The 14870-nt window shown below is 73.6% G+C and carries 15 protein-coding genes; 10 read left to right on the plus strand and 5 right to left on the minus strand.

Going from position 1 to position 14870, the window contains the following annotated elements; all coding sequences use genetic code 11:
* Nucleotides 1–49: 49 nt before the first annotated feature.
* Nucleotides 50–274, plus strand: coding sequence for a hypothetical protein (locus tag H6G99_RS09775; RefSeq protein WP_094587451.1), 225 nt, complete (start codon nt 50–52; stop codon nt 272–274).
* Nucleotides 275–322: 48 nt separating this feature from the next.
* Nucleotides 323–1723, plus strand: coding sequence for a phosphoglucosamine mutase (gene glmM, locus H6G99_RS09780; protein WP_502707679.1), 1401 nt, complete (start codon nt 323–325; stop codon nt 1721–1723).
* A gap of 18 nt (nt 1724–1741) precedes the next feature.
* On the opposite strand, the gene H6G99_RS09785 is transcribed toward glmM, so the two are convergent.
* Nucleotides 1742–2602 (minus strand): dienelactone hydrolase family protein, encoded by an 861-nt coding sequence (locus H6G99_RS09785; RefSeq protein WP_190611316.1) that lies wholly within the window; start codon nt 2600–2602, stop codon nt 1742–1744.
* Between the two features lie 54 nt (nt 2603–2656).
* On the minus strand, nt 2657–4411 hold the full coding sequence (locus tag H6G99_RS09790) for a mechanosensitive ion channel family protein (protein ID WP_190611318.1): 1755 nt from the start codon (nt 4409–4411) through the stop codon (nt 2657–2659).
* Between the two features lie 183 nt (nt 4412–4594).
* Here H6G99_RS09790 and H6G99_RS09795 point away from each other — a divergent pair, with 183 nt between their 5' ends.
* The 8 genes from H6G99_RS09795 to H6G99_RS09830 all read left to right on the plus strand — a co-directional run bounded on the left by H6G99_RS09795 (nt 4595) and on the right by H6G99_RS09830 (nt 9268).
* Nucleotides 4595–5182, plus strand: a complete 588-nt coding sequence (locus H6G99_RS09795; protein ID WP_190611319.1) for a hypothetical protein — start codon at nt 4595–4597, stop codon at nt 5180–5182.
* A gap of 84 nt (nt 5183–5266) precedes the next feature.
* Nucleotides 5267–5653, plus strand: coding sequence for an NADH-quinone oxidoreductase subunit K (locus H6G99_RS09800; RefSeq protein WP_190611321.1), 387 nt, complete (start codon nt 5267–5269; stop codon nt 5651–5653).
* Nucleotides 5653–7137: a proton-conducting transporter transmembrane domain-containing protein gene (locus tag H6G99_RS09805; RefSeq protein WP_190611322.1), complete on the plus strand. Its 1485-nt coding sequence runs from the start codon at nt 5653–5655 to the stop codon at nt 7135–7137. The genes H6G99_RS09800 and H6G99_RS09805 overlap by 1 nt, the downstream gene beginning before the upstream one ends.
* Nucleotides 7134–7550: a Na+/H+ antiporter subunit E gene (locus tag H6G99_RS09810; protein ID WP_286191090.1), complete on the plus strand. Its 417-nt coding sequence runs from the start codon at nt 7134–7136 to the stop codon at nt 7548–7550. The genes H6G99_RS09805 and H6G99_RS09810 overlap by 4 nt, the downstream gene beginning before the upstream one ends.
* Nucleotides 7547–7795: a hypothetical protein gene (locus H6G99_RS09815; RefSeq protein WP_015109571.1), complete on the plus strand. Its 249-nt coding sequence runs from the start codon at nt 7547–7549 to the stop codon at nt 7793–7795. Before H6G99_RS09810 ends, H6G99_RS09815 begins: the two co-directional genes overlap by 4 nt.
* Nucleotides 7792–8091 carry a monovalent cation/H(+) antiporter subunit G gene (locus tag H6G99_RS09820; protein ID WP_190611323.1) on the plus strand — a complete coding sequence of 100 codons (300 nt, stop codon included), beginning with the start codon at nt 7792–7794 and terminating at the stop codon, nt 8089–8091. Before H6G99_RS09815 ends, H6G99_RS09820 begins: the two co-directional genes overlap by 4 nt.
* Nucleotides 8088–8612 (plus strand): hydrogenase subunit MbhD domain-containing protein, encoded by a 525-nt coding sequence (locus H6G99_RS09825; protein ID WP_190611324.1) that lies wholly within the window; start codon nt 8088–8090, stop codon nt 8610–8612. Before H6G99_RS09820 ends, H6G99_RS09825 begins: the two co-directional genes overlap by 4 nt.
* Nucleotides 8609–9268 (plus strand): Na(+)/H(+) antiporter subunit B, encoded by a 660-nt coding sequence (locus tag H6G99_RS09830; RefSeq protein WP_190611325.1) that lies wholly within the window; start codon nt 8609–8611, stop codon nt 9266–9268. The genes H6G99_RS09825 and H6G99_RS09830 overlap by 4 nt, the downstream gene beginning before the upstream one ends.
* A 10-nt stretch (nt 9269–9278) precedes the next feature.
* On the opposite strand, the gene H6G99_RS16580 is transcribed toward H6G99_RS09830, so the two are convergent.
* The 3 genes from H6G99_RS16580 to H6G99_RS09845 are packed head-to-tail and all read right to left on the minus strand — an operon-like array spanning nt 9279 to nt 14767.
* On the minus strand, nt 9279–12299 hold the full coding sequence (locus H6G99_RS16580; RefSeq protein ID WP_190611327.1) for an AAA family ATPase: 3021 nt from the start codon (nt 12297–12299) through the stop codon (nt 9279–9281).
* Complete coding sequence (locus H6G99_RS09840; RefSeq protein ID WP_190611329.1) at nt 12296–13459, minus strand: exonuclease SbcCD subunit D; 1164 nt, start codon at nt 13457–13459, stop codon at nt 12296–12298. Before H6G99_RS09840 ends, H6G99_RS16580 begins: the two co-directional genes overlap by 4 nt.
* 9 nt (nt 13460–13468) lie before the next feature.
* On the minus strand, nt 13469–14767 hold the full coding sequence (locus H6G99_RS09845; RefSeq protein ID WP_190611330.1) for an NAD(P)/FAD-dependent oxidoreductase: 1299 nt from the start codon (nt 14765–14767) through the stop codon (nt 13469–13471).
* Nucleotides 14768–14870 lie beyond the last annotated feature (103 nt).

Here is a 14870-nt window from a genome sequence, read left to right on the forward strand (position 1 = left end):
CGGGGGACGGCGTCCGGGGCATTCTGGGCATCCGCCTGCGCCGCCCCCGGTGCGACTGCCCTCCCTCCCCGCCCTGCCGCCGCTGTTCGACCGCCTGCCCGGGGCGGGCCAGCGCCGCCGCGCCGTGGTGGTGAGCGCCGTGGCCCTGCTCGCCCTGCTGCTGCGGCCGCTCTGGCCCGTCCGGCTGCTGCCGGGCTGGTGCCTGGGCCTGCTGCTGCTCTGGGCCACCGCCGAACTGCTGCGCTGGCGCTGGTGGCCGCCCCGCTGGCGTTGAGCCCCTCCTGGCACGGCGCGTAGCCTGCTCCCCAGTGGTGGCAGCGGCATGGGAGAAGCGGCTTCGCATCCGGCGGGGTTCCCCCTCGGGGCCCCCCTGGCCGATGGCATGGCCCGCTTCGGCACCGACGGCATCCGCGGCCGCGTCGGCACCAGCGTCACCCCCGCCCTGGCCTTGCAGGTGGGCTACTGGACCGGCGTGGTGCTCCAGGCCGACGGGCCGGTGGTGATCGGCACCGACTCGCGCCGCAGCGGGCCGATGCTGGTGGCGGCCCTCAGCGCCGGCCTGATGGCCGCCGGCCGCGAGGTGTGGCAGCTGGGGCTGTGCCCCACGCCGGCGGTGCCGGGCACGATCCGGCGCCAGGGGGCCGCCGGCGGCCTGATGGTCTCGGCCAGCCACAACCCCCCCCACGACAACGGCATCAAGGTGTTCGGCGCCACCGGAGCCAAGCTCGTGGCCGCCCGCCAGCAGGCGATCGAAGCCGGACTCCAGGGCCGCACCGCCCTGCCGCCGCTGGCGGGCAGCGGCCGGGAAGTTCCTCGGACCGACCTGCTGGCGGCCTATGTGGAGTCTCTGCGGGCCAGCACCGGCGGCCAGAGCCTCGATGGCGCTCGTGTGGTGCTCGACCTCTGCTGGGGGTCGGCCACCGCCTGCGGCGAGGAGCTGTTCCGCTCCCTGGGGGCGGAGGTGCTGGTGCTGCACGGCGAGCCGGATGGCGAGCGCATCAACCAGGGCTGCGGCAGCACCCACCTGGAGCCCCTGAAGCGGGCGGTGCTGGAGAGCGGCGCCGACATGGGCTTCGCCTTCGACGGCGACGCCGACCGGATGCTGGCGGTGGACGGCCGCGGCCGGGTGGTGGACGGCGACCACACCCTCTATCTGTGGGGCTCCGCCCTGCGCCGCGAGGGCCAGCTGCCCGACGACCGCCTGGTGGCGACGGTGATGTCGAACCTGGGCTTCGAGCGGGCCTGGCAGGCCAGCGGCGGGGTGCTGGAGCGCACCGACGTGGGCGATCAGCACGTGCACGCCGCCATGGAGGCCCTGGGGGCCGGCCTGGGGGGCGAGCAGTCGGGGCACATCCTCTCGGCGCGGCACGGCATGAGCGGCGACGGCCTGCTCACCGCCCTGCAGGTGGCCACCCTGATCCACGGTGGCGGCCTGAAGCTGGCCGAGTGGATGGACGGCAGCTTCCAGCCCTACCCCCAGCGGCTGGTGAACGTCACCGTGCCCGACCGCCAGCGGCGCCAGCAGTGGGAAGATTGCGAACCGCTGCGGCTGGCGGTGGCCGAGGCGGAGGCGGCCATGGAGGGCCACGGCCGGGTGCTGGTGCGGGCCAGCGGCACCGAGCCGCTGCTGCGGGTGATGGTGGAGGCAGCCGAGCAGAGCCAGGTCGACCACTGGAGTGAGTCCCTGGCCGCCGCCGCCGAGGAGCACCTCAACCGGGCCTGAGCCCCCGGCCGCCTGCCTTCACACCACGCCGTTGGCGCGGAACCAGGCCCGCATCTGCGTCCAGCCGGCGGCCGCGGCGGCGGCGCGGTAGGTGGGGCGGTAGTCGGCGTGGAAGCCGTGGGGGACGCCCGGGAACACCTCGATGCGGCTGGGGCTGCCGGCCGCCTTCAGGGCCGCCTGCATCCGCTCCACCGACTCATTCGGAATGCCGTCGTCCTCGCCGGCATAGAGCCCCAGCACCGGGGCTTTGAGCTTGGGAATCACATCGATCGGATAGACGGGCTGGAGATTGTTGGCCGTGCCCACCAGCCGGCCGTACCAGGCCACCCCGGCCTTCAGCTTCGGGTTGTGGGCGGCATAGAGCCAGGTGATCCGCCCGCCCCAGCAGAAGCCGGTGATGCCGAGCCGTGCCACGTCCCCTTCGCCGCTGGCGGCCACCCAGGCAGCGGTGGCATCCAGATCAGCCATCACCTGGGCATCGGGCACCGTCGCCACCAGCGGCAGGATCGAGGGGATGTCGGGCAGCACGGTCACATCGCCCTGGCGATCGAACAGGCTCGGGGCGATGGCCAGGTAGCCCAGCTGGGCCAGGCGCTTGCAGACGTCCTGGATGTAGGCATGGATGCCGAAGATCTCTTGCACCACCAGCACCACCGGGAAGCCCGAACCCTTGGCGGGGCGGGCCCGGTAGGCCTTGATGGCGCCATCCGCCCCCGGCACCGACACCCAGCCGGCCGTCAGCCCCTGGGTGGAGGTGGTGACGGTGGACGCCGCCACCGGCCGCACCGCCAGGGCGAAGCCGGCGGCCGCGCCTCCCAGCAGCACCTGCCGGCGGCCGAGGCGGAGATCCGTGCCGGGAAGGGAGGGGAACGGGGCCATGGCAAAGGGCCCGATCGGGCTGGTACGTGAAGGCGATCCTAGAAACGGGATCCTTCAGGGCTTGCCCTGTTGCTGCGGCCAGCCCTGCAGCCGCTGCACCAGCCGCCCCAGCAGTTCCCGCCGGGCTGGACCCTGCTGGCCCGCCTCGGTGATCAGCAGGGCCTTCACCTGCAGGTCGTCCTCCGTCATCGCGTCGATGCCCAGCAGGCGGGGTGGCTCCAGCAGCTTCGGGGCCCAGCGCGGATCGGCGCCGAAGGCGGCCAGTTCCTCGGCGATCAGGGCCATGGCGCCCGCCAGATCAGTGAGGCTGCGCGACAGCAGCACGGTCACCTCCGCCCCCGAGCGCAGCTTCGTGTGGTTCACCACCTGCTCGCAGTGGCTGTTGGGCACCACCACCACCCGCTGATCGGCGCAGCGCAGTTCTGTGCTCAGCACCCCCACATCCACCACCTCGCCGGAGCGACCACCGATCTCCACCACATCGCCGATGGCGTAGCGGTCGTCGAGCAGCAGCACCAGCCCGGCGACGAAATCCCGCAGCAACCCCTGGAACACCAGCGCCAGGGCGCCGAGCACGGCCCCACTGGCCAGGACGGCATTGCTGGAGAGGTCCCGCAACACGGGGATCCCGAGCACCGTCCAGATCGCGAACAGCAGCAGGCAGACCAGGTTCACCAGCCGGCCCAGCACCCGCAGCAGGCTCAGGTAGCGCTGCCGGCGTCGGGCCCGGTGATCGGGGTTCACGGCCAGATGGCTGGCCCACTGGGCCAGCAGCAGCCCCACCAGGCCCCGCGCCACCACGGCCACGGCCGCCAGCGCCAGCGCTTTCATCAGCACCACCACGGGCTGGAGCAGCACATCGATGGCGGCCGGGATCTGGCCGGGCCAGGCCAGCAGCAGCACGGCGCCCATCGCCACCCCCAGCAGCAGCACCAACGCCGTCAGCAGCCGGCTGACGGTGTGGGTGAGCTGGAGCAGCAGGCGATCGAAGCGTCCCGACCCCTCGGCGACGCGCCGTTGCAGGCGGGGCAGCGAGCGCTGGCTGAAGCGCCACGACGCCACCGCCAGAACCATCAGCAGGGCCAGTGCGGCCAGGGACACCAGGGCGGTCCGCAGGCGCCCGTCGAGCTGCTCCTCGCCGAACACGCCCCGGGCGCTGCGCAGGCGGCGTTCCAGCAGACCGCGCCACCGTTCGGCCAGGGCATCGGCCGGCAGCCCGTTGAACGCGGCGTCCTGCTCGGTGACCGTGAGCAGAGGGAAGGGGCTGGCGCGGCCGGGCACCTTGGCCGCCAGCCGCTGCCCTCCACCGGGCTCCCGCAGCACCACCACCCGCAGGGCCTCCGGTGGCCCCTGCAGCCCCAGATGGTTGGGGTCACAGGCGGCCTTGGTCCCCTCGACGCTGAGGTGATCCAGCAGCGCCTCACCGAGCCGTTCCCCCGGCGTGCAGGGATTGCTGGGTTCGTAGAGCTGGCTCAGGTTGCCCTCGATCACCCGGGCCCGCTCGGCGGCCTCCGGCCCGCTGTCGCTGCCGGAACCCACCGCCGATGAGGCCACGGTGATGACGGGCACCCCCAGGATCCGCACCGTGCCGAGGCGGAAGCTGCCGGCGCTGGCCGGGTCCGCCGGGGCGGGGCCGTGGCCGCCCAGGGCGGGGGCCTCTGCGGCGGCTGTCGCTGCGGCCGTGGGGTGGGGCTGGAGCACCGCCAGGCCGATGGACAGCGCCAGGCCCAGGGCCATCAGCAGGGCCAGGGACCGCCGGACCAGCGGGCCCTGGCGGGGGGAGCGCAACGGTTGCAGGGCTCGGGTCATCGTGGTGGCGTCGGCTGCAATCCGCCCTGACTCTGGCAAGCGCCCGCATCACCGATGCCGATGCCCTGGTGCTGCCGCGCTGATCTCCGGAAGGGCCGGCAATCCGTCGCCCGGCGGGTGAGTTTGCCGTCTTCCCCGCCGGTGAATGAGGGGCAGATTGAAATCACTCATCGGCCCACGTCCATGGCAAGCCTTGCAACCAACGTCAGGCAATGGCTGGCACGGCGCCTGCGGGCGGCGGCCACCGCCCTGTGGCAGGAGCCATCGCCGCCCCCGCTGGCCGTCAGCAGCCCGCCCCTGGCCCCGGCGCCGGTCCGCCCGCCCGCTCCACCTGCTCCACCGGTCGATCGGGTCGCCGCCCTCTGCCCCGGGGTGCGGGAGCCCCTGTCGGTGGAGACCGCCGTGCTCAGCCGGGACATGACCGTGCTCAAGCGGGAAGCCGCCGATTCCCTGGCGGCCCTGGGCGCCGCCCATGCCCTGATCAGCTCCGCCCGGCTGGCCCAGGTGCAGGAGCTGCGGCCCCGGGTGATCGAAGGCCAGGCCTCGGGGGAGGCCCTGATGGCCCTCGCCGCCGAGTACCAGGGCTGGCAGGGCGACCAGGTGCGCATCTTCGATGCCCTGGCGCTGGTGATGCGGATGGGGGTGCCCAAGGGTCTGGTGCTCGACCAGCTGGATCCAGGCCTTCAGGAGCAGGCCCGCTCCCACCTCGAGGCCCTGTCGGTGGAGTACCAGCGCCGCCTGCTGGCGGACCAGTTCCACACCTCCGCCTGAGGGCTGGCGCCGACCGTCGGCGTCCGGAAGCAACGGCTACCATCCCGCTCCGTGTCCCGGCCGTCCTCCGGTATACAAGGTCCGATGGATCCCTTTCGGCTGCTTGAGCTCCTGATCCTGGTGGCGGTGCTGGTGGGGTTCGTCGGCCTGCTGCTGCGCCGCAACCTGTTCCTCAAGGTGCTGGCCATGGACGTGATGGGGTCCGCCGTGGTGGCCCTGTTCGTGCTTGTCGCCGCCCGCTCCGGACTGCAGAGCCCGATCCTGGCGGCGCCCCTCGCCCCCGGGGCGGTTGCGGCCCCGGTGCCCATGGCCGACCCGATCCCCCAGGCCGTGATCCTCACGGCGATCGTGATCGGTCTCTCCATCCAGGCCCTGCTGCTGGTGGTGATCACCCGCCTGGCCCGCGTCGACCCCAGCCTCGATCTGGCCAGCTTCGATGCCGGTCGCCTCGATGCCGGGGGGCGGCGCTGATGGCGCCCCTCTCCGGCCAGACCCTCCTGATCGGCTGGCTGCTGCTGCCCTACTCGGCGGCGTTTCTGGCTGCCCTGCTGCCCCCCCTGGCCCGCTGGCTGGCCCTGGTCTGCTGCCTGGCCACCGGCGCTGTGGCGGTGGCGATCCAGTCCGGCGCCCTGCCGGCGAGCCTCAGCCTGCTCGGCCCCTACGGCGTCGAGCTGCAGCCCGATGGCCTGGCGGCGCCGTTCCTGCTCCTCAATGCCCTGGTCTGCGGCGCGGTGGTGCTCGACGGCTGGCGCCGGACCCTGCCCGGCCCCTTCCTGCTGCTGCTGATGGTGCTCCACGGCGGCCTGGCCTCCGCCTTCGTGGCGGTCGATCTGGTGAGCCTCTACGTGACCCTGGAGGTGGTGGGGATCAGCGCCTTCCTGCTGATCCTGGCCAGCCGCTCGGAGCGCTCCCTCTGGCTGGCCCTGCGTTACCTGCTGATCGGCAACACGGTGATGACCCTCTACCTGGTCGGTGCCGCCGTCGTCTATCTGACCCATGGCAGTTTCCAGCTCGAGGCCGTCGCCGGAGCCGGTGCCGCCGCCCTGGCCCTGCTGCTGGTCGGGCTGCTCACCAAGGCCGGGTTGTTCCTCTCGGGTCTGTGGCTGCCCCGCACCCATGCTGAGGCGCCGGCGGAGGTCTCCGCCCTGCTCTCCGGCGTGGTGGTGGCCGCCGGGGTTGTTCCCCTGCTGCGGCTGAGCGGCGTGGTGCCCGCCCTGGCGGCGGTGCTGCCCCTGATCGGGGTGGCCAGCGCCGGCCTGGGGCTGTTGTTCGCCCTGGTGGAGGCGGATGCCAAGCGGCTGCTGGCCTGGAGCACCCTCTCCCAGATGGGACTGGTGGTGCTGGTGCCCGCTGCCGGAGGGCTCTATGCCCTGGGCCACGGGCTGGCCAAGGCCGCCCTGTTCCTGGTGGCCCGCCGCTTCCCCGGCCGTGACCTGGCCGGCTGGGCCGGCCGGCCCCTGGCTGCCGGCGTGTGGGTCCCGCTGTGGATCGGCTCCCTCTCGATCGTGGGGGTGCCGCCGCTGCTGGGCTTCTTCGCCAAGTCGGGGCTGGATCGCGCCCTGCCGGAGCCCACGGGCCTGCTGCTCAGCCTGCTCACCGTGGGCACCGCGGCGGTCTACGCGCGTCTCTGGGGCGCACCTCTGCAGGCCGCGGCCCCGGCATCGCCGCCGGCGGCCATGACCCCGCCGGAGCCGGCCTGGTCGCCGGGGGTGATCCTGCTGATGCTGGCGCTGGTGCTGCTCGGTGCCGCCGAGGCCACCCGCACCTGGAGCCCACAACTGCTGCCGGCGGCCGCCAAGGCGGCCCTGGTGCTGGCGGCCGGGCAGGGGCTGCACCGGCTGCTGCAGCCCCTGCGGCGCCGCCCCTGGTTCCGGCTGCCCGACCTGGAGGGCTTCCCCGATCTGGTGGGTGGCATGGGTGTGGTGGGGGCCGGCCTGCTGGTGTGGATCCGATGAGACGCCTGCTGCCTCTGCTGCTCACCACCGGCTTCCGCCTGGCGGTCTGGTGCCTGCTGACCGCCGACCTGAGCCGCATCAACCTGCTGATCGGGCTGGTGGTGGCCCTGCTGCTGCCCCGCGCCCACTCCAGGCCCCTGCCACTGCGTGCCCTGCTGCGGGCCCTGGGGCGCAGCCTGCTGGCCGTGCCCCAGGCCTACCTGGAGGCCCTGCGGCTGATCGTCGGCCGCGAGCCGGTGGAGGGGGAGCTCAGCGAGGCCACCACCGACGGCACCATCCCCCTGCTCGTGTTCCTGGACGTGTTCCGCATCACCCTCACCCCCTTCACGATCGTGCTCGGCCTGGAGGACGGCGGACGCCGCTACCGGATCCACGCCCTGACGCCCCGCCGCACCGGAGGGCCGACCCCATGACGGTGCTGCTCTGGGGGATGGTGCTGGCCCTGCTGATCCCGATCGCGGTGGCCTGCCGGCCGTCGGACGTCTGGCACCGGCTGGCGGCGTTCTCCAGCGTCGCCAGCAAGGTGGCCCTGATCATCCTGGTGGTGTCGGCGGTGCGGGGCGACCGGATGCTGGGCCTGGCCGGTGTGATCGTCCTGTGCGCCGGCAATGCCGGGCTGCTGCTGCTGGCCAACCTGTTGCGGGGGACGGAGCGATGACCCTCGCCGCTCTCGCCGATCACGCCAGCTTGCTGCTGCTCGGGGCCGGACTGGTGTTCTGGTTCTGGGGCACCTGGCCCCTGCTGGAGAGCCGCAGCTACCTGAGCAAGCTGCATGCCCTCTCGGTGGCCGACACCCTGGGCTCGGCGCTGATGCTGCTGGGCCTGCTGCTGCGGATCCCCGGCCAGTGGCCCCTGCTGGTGCTGGCCCTGGTGGCGCTGATCCTCTGGAACACGATCTTCGGCTACGTGCTGGCCGCCTGCTCGCTGGCCTCCCGCTGGGAGCCGGAGCCGTGAGCGGAACCGTGTCCCTGGTGGGGGAGCTGGATCTGCTCCTGCCGATCACCGCCCTGCTGCCGCTCACCGCCGTGCTGCTGGTGAGCCAGTCGAATCCCTACCAGACCCTGGTGCTGCGGGGCATCCTGGGGTCGGTCTCCACCCTGATCTACGCCCTGCTGGGCGCTCCGGACGTGGCGATCACCGAGGCGCTGGTGGGCACCCTGCTCTCCACCACGCTCTACGCGGTGGCGCTGCGGTCCTCGATGGCTCTGCGGTTGTCCTATCCGGCCGACGATCCCCCCAGCGACGCCAGTCAGGCGCTGCTGCGCGACTGGCTGGAGCCCCTGTCGCTGCGGCTGCGACTGGTGCCGCCGGATCCGGAGGAGCCCGGCGAGGCCGACGCGAGCCACGGCCAGCTTGGCCCTGGCCTGCGGCTGGAGCTCACCAACCCCCGGCTGGCGGAGCGTCTCCAGGCCCTCGAGGGCTTCCGTCGCTGGCAGAGCAGCGGCGGTGAACTGCTGCTGCGGGAGGAGCCATGACCTGGCTCTACCTGCTGGCCGCCACCGCCCTCTGCCTGGCCCCGCTGGGGGCGGCCCTGCCGCCGGCGCCCCCCATCGGCCCGGTGATCGCCTCCCTGGCCGCCATGACCGACGTGCCCAATCTGGTGTCGGGGGTGATCCTGCACACCCGCCTCTACGACACGATCGCCGAGGTGGTGGTGTTCACCCTGGCCTCGATCGGGGTGCGCTTCCTGCTGGCGGGGGAGCCCACCAAGACGAGCATCCGGGCCATCGAGGACGCGCCCTCGGTGGTGCTCTGCCAGCTGGGCGCCACCATGGCGGCCCTGATCGGGGTGGAGCTGGCCCTGCGCGGCCACCTGTCCCCGGGGGGCGGGTTCGCGGCGGGCGTGGCCGGCGGCACGGCCATCGGCCTGGTGCTGATCAGCGGCTCGGCCCGGCTCTCCGACCGCCTCTACCGCCGCTGGCGCGCCGACCTCTGGGAGAAGGCCGCCGTGATCGCCTTCGTGGTCCTCTCCGCCTTCGCCCTCGCGGGGGTCCCCCTGCCGGCCGGAACCTTCGGCACCCTGGCCTCGGGGAGCTGGATCCCCCTGCTCAACGTGCTGGTGGCCGTCAAGGTGACCCTGGGCTCCTGGGCGATGGTGCAGCTGTTCGTGCGCCATCGGGGGTTGCTCTAGGGAGGTCGCGTCAGGCCGTGACCCCCACCCGCAGGCTCGAGCCGCGCTCGCCGGCGATCACCTCGATGCCGCCGCGGATGCGCTCCCGCAGGGCGCCGACGTGGCTGATCAGGCCGATCATGCGGCCCCCTTCCCGCAGCCGGTCGAGTTCGTCCATGGCCAGCTGCAGGTTGTCGGGGTCGAGGCTGCCGAAGCCTTCGTCGATGAAGAGGGCCTCCAGGGGCACGCCGCCGGCGTGGGCCTGCACCGTGTCGGCCACCCCGAGGGCCAGGGCCAGGGAGGCCTGGAATGTTTCACCGCCCGAGAGGCTGCTCACCTCCCGTTCCTCGCCGGTGTAGGCATCCAGCACCCGCAGGCCCAGGCCGGCCTTGCGGCCGCCGTGGCCGCCCTCGTCGGTGAGCCGCAGCTGGTAGCGGCCCGAGGTCATCAGGGTGAGCCGCTGGTTGGCGTAGCCGCAGATATCGGCGAGGTAGGCCGAGAGCACCCAGCGCTGCAGGGAGATGTAGGGGGCCGCCTTGCCCTGGCAGCGGTTGGCCACGGCGCTGAGCCGCTCGGCCCGCTCCTGCTTCGCCGCCAGAGCGGCGGCCCCGACCCGGTGCTCCGCGGTGAGCCGGGTGATCTCCCGCTGGGCGGCGCGGGCTTCGCTGTGGCGCTCCACGGCCCGGGTGCGGGCGGCATCGGAGCGCGCCACGGCCTCGCGGGCGGCGGTGGTGTCGGGCCGCGCTTCGGGGAGATCGGCCAGATCGGGGGCGGCCAGGAGGTTGCGCTGCTCGATCACCGCCGCCTCGTAGGCCGCGATCCGCTCGACCAGTTTCAGGCGCCAGCTCTCTTCCTGCAGGGCCGCCGCGGCGTCCGCCGCCGTGGCGAACGGTGAGGCGGCCAGCTCCTGGCCCAGCCGCCGGGCCGCCTGCTCCAGCTCGCTGCTGGCGCGGGTGTGGGCGCCGGCCCCGGCCACCAGGGCCTTGAGGGCGGCCTCCAGGGGCCCGAAGGCCCGCAGCACCGCACCCGGCTCCAGCCCCTCCCCCAGCTCTCGCGCCACCTGCTCTGCCAGGGCCCGCTGCCGCTGGCTGGCTTCGGCGGCGGCCCGGCGCTCCAGGGCGATCACCGTGGCGGCCGCCTCGATGGCCTTGGCCAGCTGCTGCCGCTGCTGCTCCCGATCAGCGGTTCGCTGCTCCAGCGCCGGCAGACCGTCGGCCAGGCCCTGGGCCGCCTGGTGGGCCGCAGCGGCGCTGCCGGCGGCCTGGCGGGCGGCGTGCGGATCGGCGCCGTCGCCCGCCTTCTCCAGCACGGCGGCGAGGGCGGCCTGGGCGTTGGCCAGGGCCACCGCCGCCGCCTGCGCCGCCTGGGTGGCCGCGGCCAGGGTCCGTTCCGCGGCGGCGATCGCCCCGTCGTCCACAGCATCGGCCGAGGGCCGGGCCGGTGCCGGGTGGTCGGTGGCGCCGCAGACAGGGCAGGGGGCTCCGGCGGCCAGCTCCCCGGCCAGCCGGGCGGCCATGCCATCGATCTGGCGCCGCCGCAGCTCGTTGAGGTCGGCGGCCGCCGTGTTGACCTGGCGATCGGCGCCGTTCCTGGCGGCCTCGGCCGCGTGCTGTCGCTCCCGGGCCGGGGCGATCGCTTCAGCGGCAACGGCACGGCCTTCGGCCTCCCGGGCGGCCCGCTGCAGGCCCTCGAGCTGGTCGCGGGCGCTGCGCGCCTTGGCGAGCAGCGCCAGTTCCCGCTCCTGCTCCGCCGCCAGCCGCTCCTGCCGGGCGACGGCCGTGGCCCGTCCGGCCTCGGCCTCGCCGGCCCGCTGGCTGGCGGCGGCCGCGGCCCTCCCGGCCTGGGCGGCTTCTTCGGCCTTCTTCGCCAGCTCCCGCACCTCGGCCCCCCGGGCGGCCAGGTCGGCACCGGCCGACGCGAGGGCTTCGGCGTTGGGCAGGGCCGTCAGATCCAGCCCCAGCAGCGACGGCGGCAGCGCCTGGGCGCCGTCCCTGGCCTGGCGTGTGGCGTGCAGTTGCTCCTTAAGCCCCTGCTCCACCAGGGCGAGGGACCGGCGTGCCCCCTGCTCGGCCACCAGGCTGGGGCGAAGGCGTTCGGCCTGCTCCGCCAGGGCGAGCTTCTGGCGGTACGCCTCCACCGTCTCCTTTTTGGCCTCCAGCTCGCCCAGAAGGGTGGTGGCGGCGGCGCGCCGGTCGAAGCGGTCCGCCTGCGCCGCCAGGGCCGCCTGGCTTGCCTGGGCCGCCGTCAGGCTGGCAGAGGCCTCCTCCAGGGTGGCTTCGGTGCCCCGCACCACCCCTCCGATCCGCTCCACCAGCGTCTCGAGGCCGGCCTGGTCGGCCGGGGGCGGCGGCGGTTCGGTCCCCTCCGGCGGCTCGGGGGCGTGGGGGGCCCAGGCGTCGGCCGCCCGGCGCCGCAGCACCTCCTGCTCCCGGGCCTGATCCAGCGCCAGGTTCCGCGCCGCGCGGGCCTGGTCCTCCAGCCACCAGCCGGCCCGCTCATAGATCTCCGTCTCGAAGAGGGTCTTGAGCAGGGCTTCGCGCTCCTCGGCCTTGGCCCGCAGCACCTCGGCGAAGCGCCCCTGGGGCAGCAGGATCACCTGGCGGAACTGGGCGGCGCTTAGCCCCACCAAGCCTTCCACCTCCCGGGTCACCTCGGTGGTCTTCGCCGCCACGGCCTGCTCCGGCGCCCCGGCGTCCAGGCGGAACAGGACTGCCTGGGGTGGCTTCTCGGTGGTGCCCTGGCCACGGGCCTTCGGGGCGGTGTGGGCGGGGGTGCGCTCCACCCGGTAGCGGGCGGCGCCGCAGGAGAACTCCAGGCGCACCCGGGGCACGGCGCCGGGGGCGGCGTGGTCGGAGCGCAGCCCCTTGACGCTGCGGTCGCCGGACACCTCGCCGTACAAGGCGAAGCAGAGGGCATCGAGCAGGAAGGTCTTGCCGGCGCCGGTGGTGCCGTGGATCAGGAACAGCCCCTCGGCGGCCAGGGCGTCGAAGTCGATCGCCACCGGATCGGCGTAGGGCCCGAAGGCCTCGATCGAGAGCCGGTGCGGCTTCACCGCTCCCCTCCCCGTTCCGCCGCCGCCAGGGCCGCCCGCAGCAGCTCGGCCTCCGGCTCGTTGGGCGGCTGGCCCTGCTGGTCGGTGAAGAAGGCGGTGGCCAGCTCCAGCGGCGAACGGGCCTGGCGCACCTGGCGGTGGCGCTCGGCCTCGCCGGCGCGGGCCACGTCGGGGGGCTCGTGGCGCAGCTCGGCGATGTGGGGGAAGCGTGCCCGCAGCCGGGCCATGGCCTGCAGGGGCAGGGTGTCGTCGGTGAGGATCGCCCGCACCCGTGCCTCGCTGGCGGCGGCGTGGGCAGGGTCTGAGCAGAGCTCGTCGATGGCCCCCCGCAGGGTGCACAGGCGCCGGCCCACCCCCAGGGGCACCACCGCCACGGTGGGCGTGCCGTCGGCGGCCAGCTCCACGATCCGCACCGACTTGACGTGCCGCTCCTCGGAGAAGGAATAGGCCAGGGGGGTGCCCGAATAGGCCACCCGGGCGCCGTCCAGCTGCTGGGAGGCGTGCAGGTGGCCCAGGGCCACGTAATCGAAGCCCTCGAAGGCCGCCACGCTCACCCGGTCGACGTTGCCGATGGTGAGCTCCCGCTCTGATTCCGACGTCTCGCCGCCCGCCACGAAGGTGTGGGCCACCAGCACCGAACGGTGCGGCGGCCGTTCGCGGCGGTCGGCGTGGATCCGCTCGATGGCCAGGCGGGTCACCTCCTCGTGGCGCAGGCGCACCGGTGCCCCGGCCAGGGCCGGCCCGACCACCGCCGGCTCCAGGTAGGGCAGGGGATAGATGGCCACTGGCGTGCCGCCGTCCCGGGGTGTCACCAGCACCGGCTCGCTGGCCCGGCCCACGTCGCCCCGCACCGTTACCCCAAAGGCCGAGAGCAGCGGGTCGTACACCGACACCCGCACATGGGAATCGTGGTTGCCGGCGATGGCCACCACGGCGGTGCCATCACGGCTCAGCTGGGCTAGGGCCCGGTTGAACAGGTCCACCGCCTCGGCCGGCGGGATGGCCCGGTCGTAGAGGTCGCCGGCGATCAGCACCGCATCGACGGCATGCTCCCGCGCCAGTTGGGCGATCCGCTCGATCGCCGCCTCCTGCTCCTCCAGCAGCGAGGCGCCGTGAAAACTGCGGCCCAGATGCCAGTCGGAGGTGTGCAGCAGGCGCATACGGTCAGGCTAGGGAGGCCCGCGACGTGCCAGCCCGAGGGCGCGCACCAGGGGCCCGAACGGCTTGAGGAAGCGGCTTTCGTGCAGGCGCCCCTTGAGCACTCGGTGCCAGTACACCCAGGGGAACGCCCGTGTTTCCACCAGGAACATGCTCCAGCGCTCCTTGGTGGGATCCACCAGGAACGAACTCACCGGCTGCAGGCTGTAGTCGAACTCCGCCATCACCACATCGTGGAAGCTGGTGATCAGGGGGCAGGCGGTGTAGCCGTCGTAGTGGGCCAGCAACGGCCGACCATCGATGTGGGCCAGCAGGTTGGCCACCAGCACCGGCGCCTGGCCGCGCACGGCCGCCAGGCTCTTGGCGGTGGGCAGGGAACTCACGTCGCCGAGGGCGAACACATCGCCGTAGCGCTTGTGCTGGCAGGTGAATCGATCGACTTCCACCCAGCCCCCCGGCCCGGCGATCGCCAGGGGGCTGCTGGCGATCACGTCCGGTGCCGCCATCGGCGGCACCACGTGCAACAGGTCGTATGGAATCTCCTCGCGCCTGGGCTCCCGCCCCTCGGCCAGCACCTCAAAGACGGCCACCCGCTCCTCGGCGCGCACCTCGATCAGGTTGTGGAGCAGGCGGGTCTCAATCCCCCGGCGCTCCACGACGCGCTCAACGCTGGCGTTGTAGGCCTCCACCGGATACAGCTTCGGCTGGGCGCTGCAGAAGATCACATGCGTGTTCACGCCCACCCCACTGGTGGCCTGGAAGATGTCGTCGGCCAGGTACATCACCTTCTGGGGGGCGCCGCCGCATTTGATCGGTGTGGCGGGATGGGTGAACAGGGCCGTTCCACCGCGGAAGTCGCGGATCGCCTTCCAGGTGGTGGCGATGTGGGGGTGGGAGTAGTTGCTGACGACGCCGTGCTGGCCGAGGGCCTGCGGCAGGCCCTGGATGCGGCTCCAGTCGAGCTTCAGGCCCGTGGCCACCACCAGCACCTCGTAGCTGAGGGCGACCCCGGCCGCGGTGATCACCCGCCGGGCCTCCGGCTCGAAGGAGGCGGCGCTGTCCCGGATCCAGACGGCACCGGCCGGGATCACGGCGGCCTCGGGCCGCTGGGTCTGGGCGTAGGGGAGCAGGCCGGCACCGGCCAGGATCCAGCCGGACTGGTAGGCGTGAACGGAGGCGGGCTCCAGGATCGCCACGTCCAGGCCGGGGCGGGCGCGCAGCAGCTGGGCGGCGACGGTGATCCCGGCGGAGCCGCCGCCCACGATCAGAACCTGGTGGTGGCGGTGGTGTTTCGCTACGGATTCGCCCATCTCACGGCCATGCTCTTCGTCCCAACCTGGGTCGGGCCCCAGCCGACACGCCGCCCGCCACACAGAAGTTAATGCGCTAGAACGCATAACAAGATAAAATTAG

The sequence above is a fragment of the Synechococcus sp. FACHB-909 genome (assembly GCF_014698945.1).
Taxonomy (GTDB): Bacteria; Cyanobacteriota; Cyanobacteriia; order PCC-6307; family Cyanobiaceae; genus Cyanobium.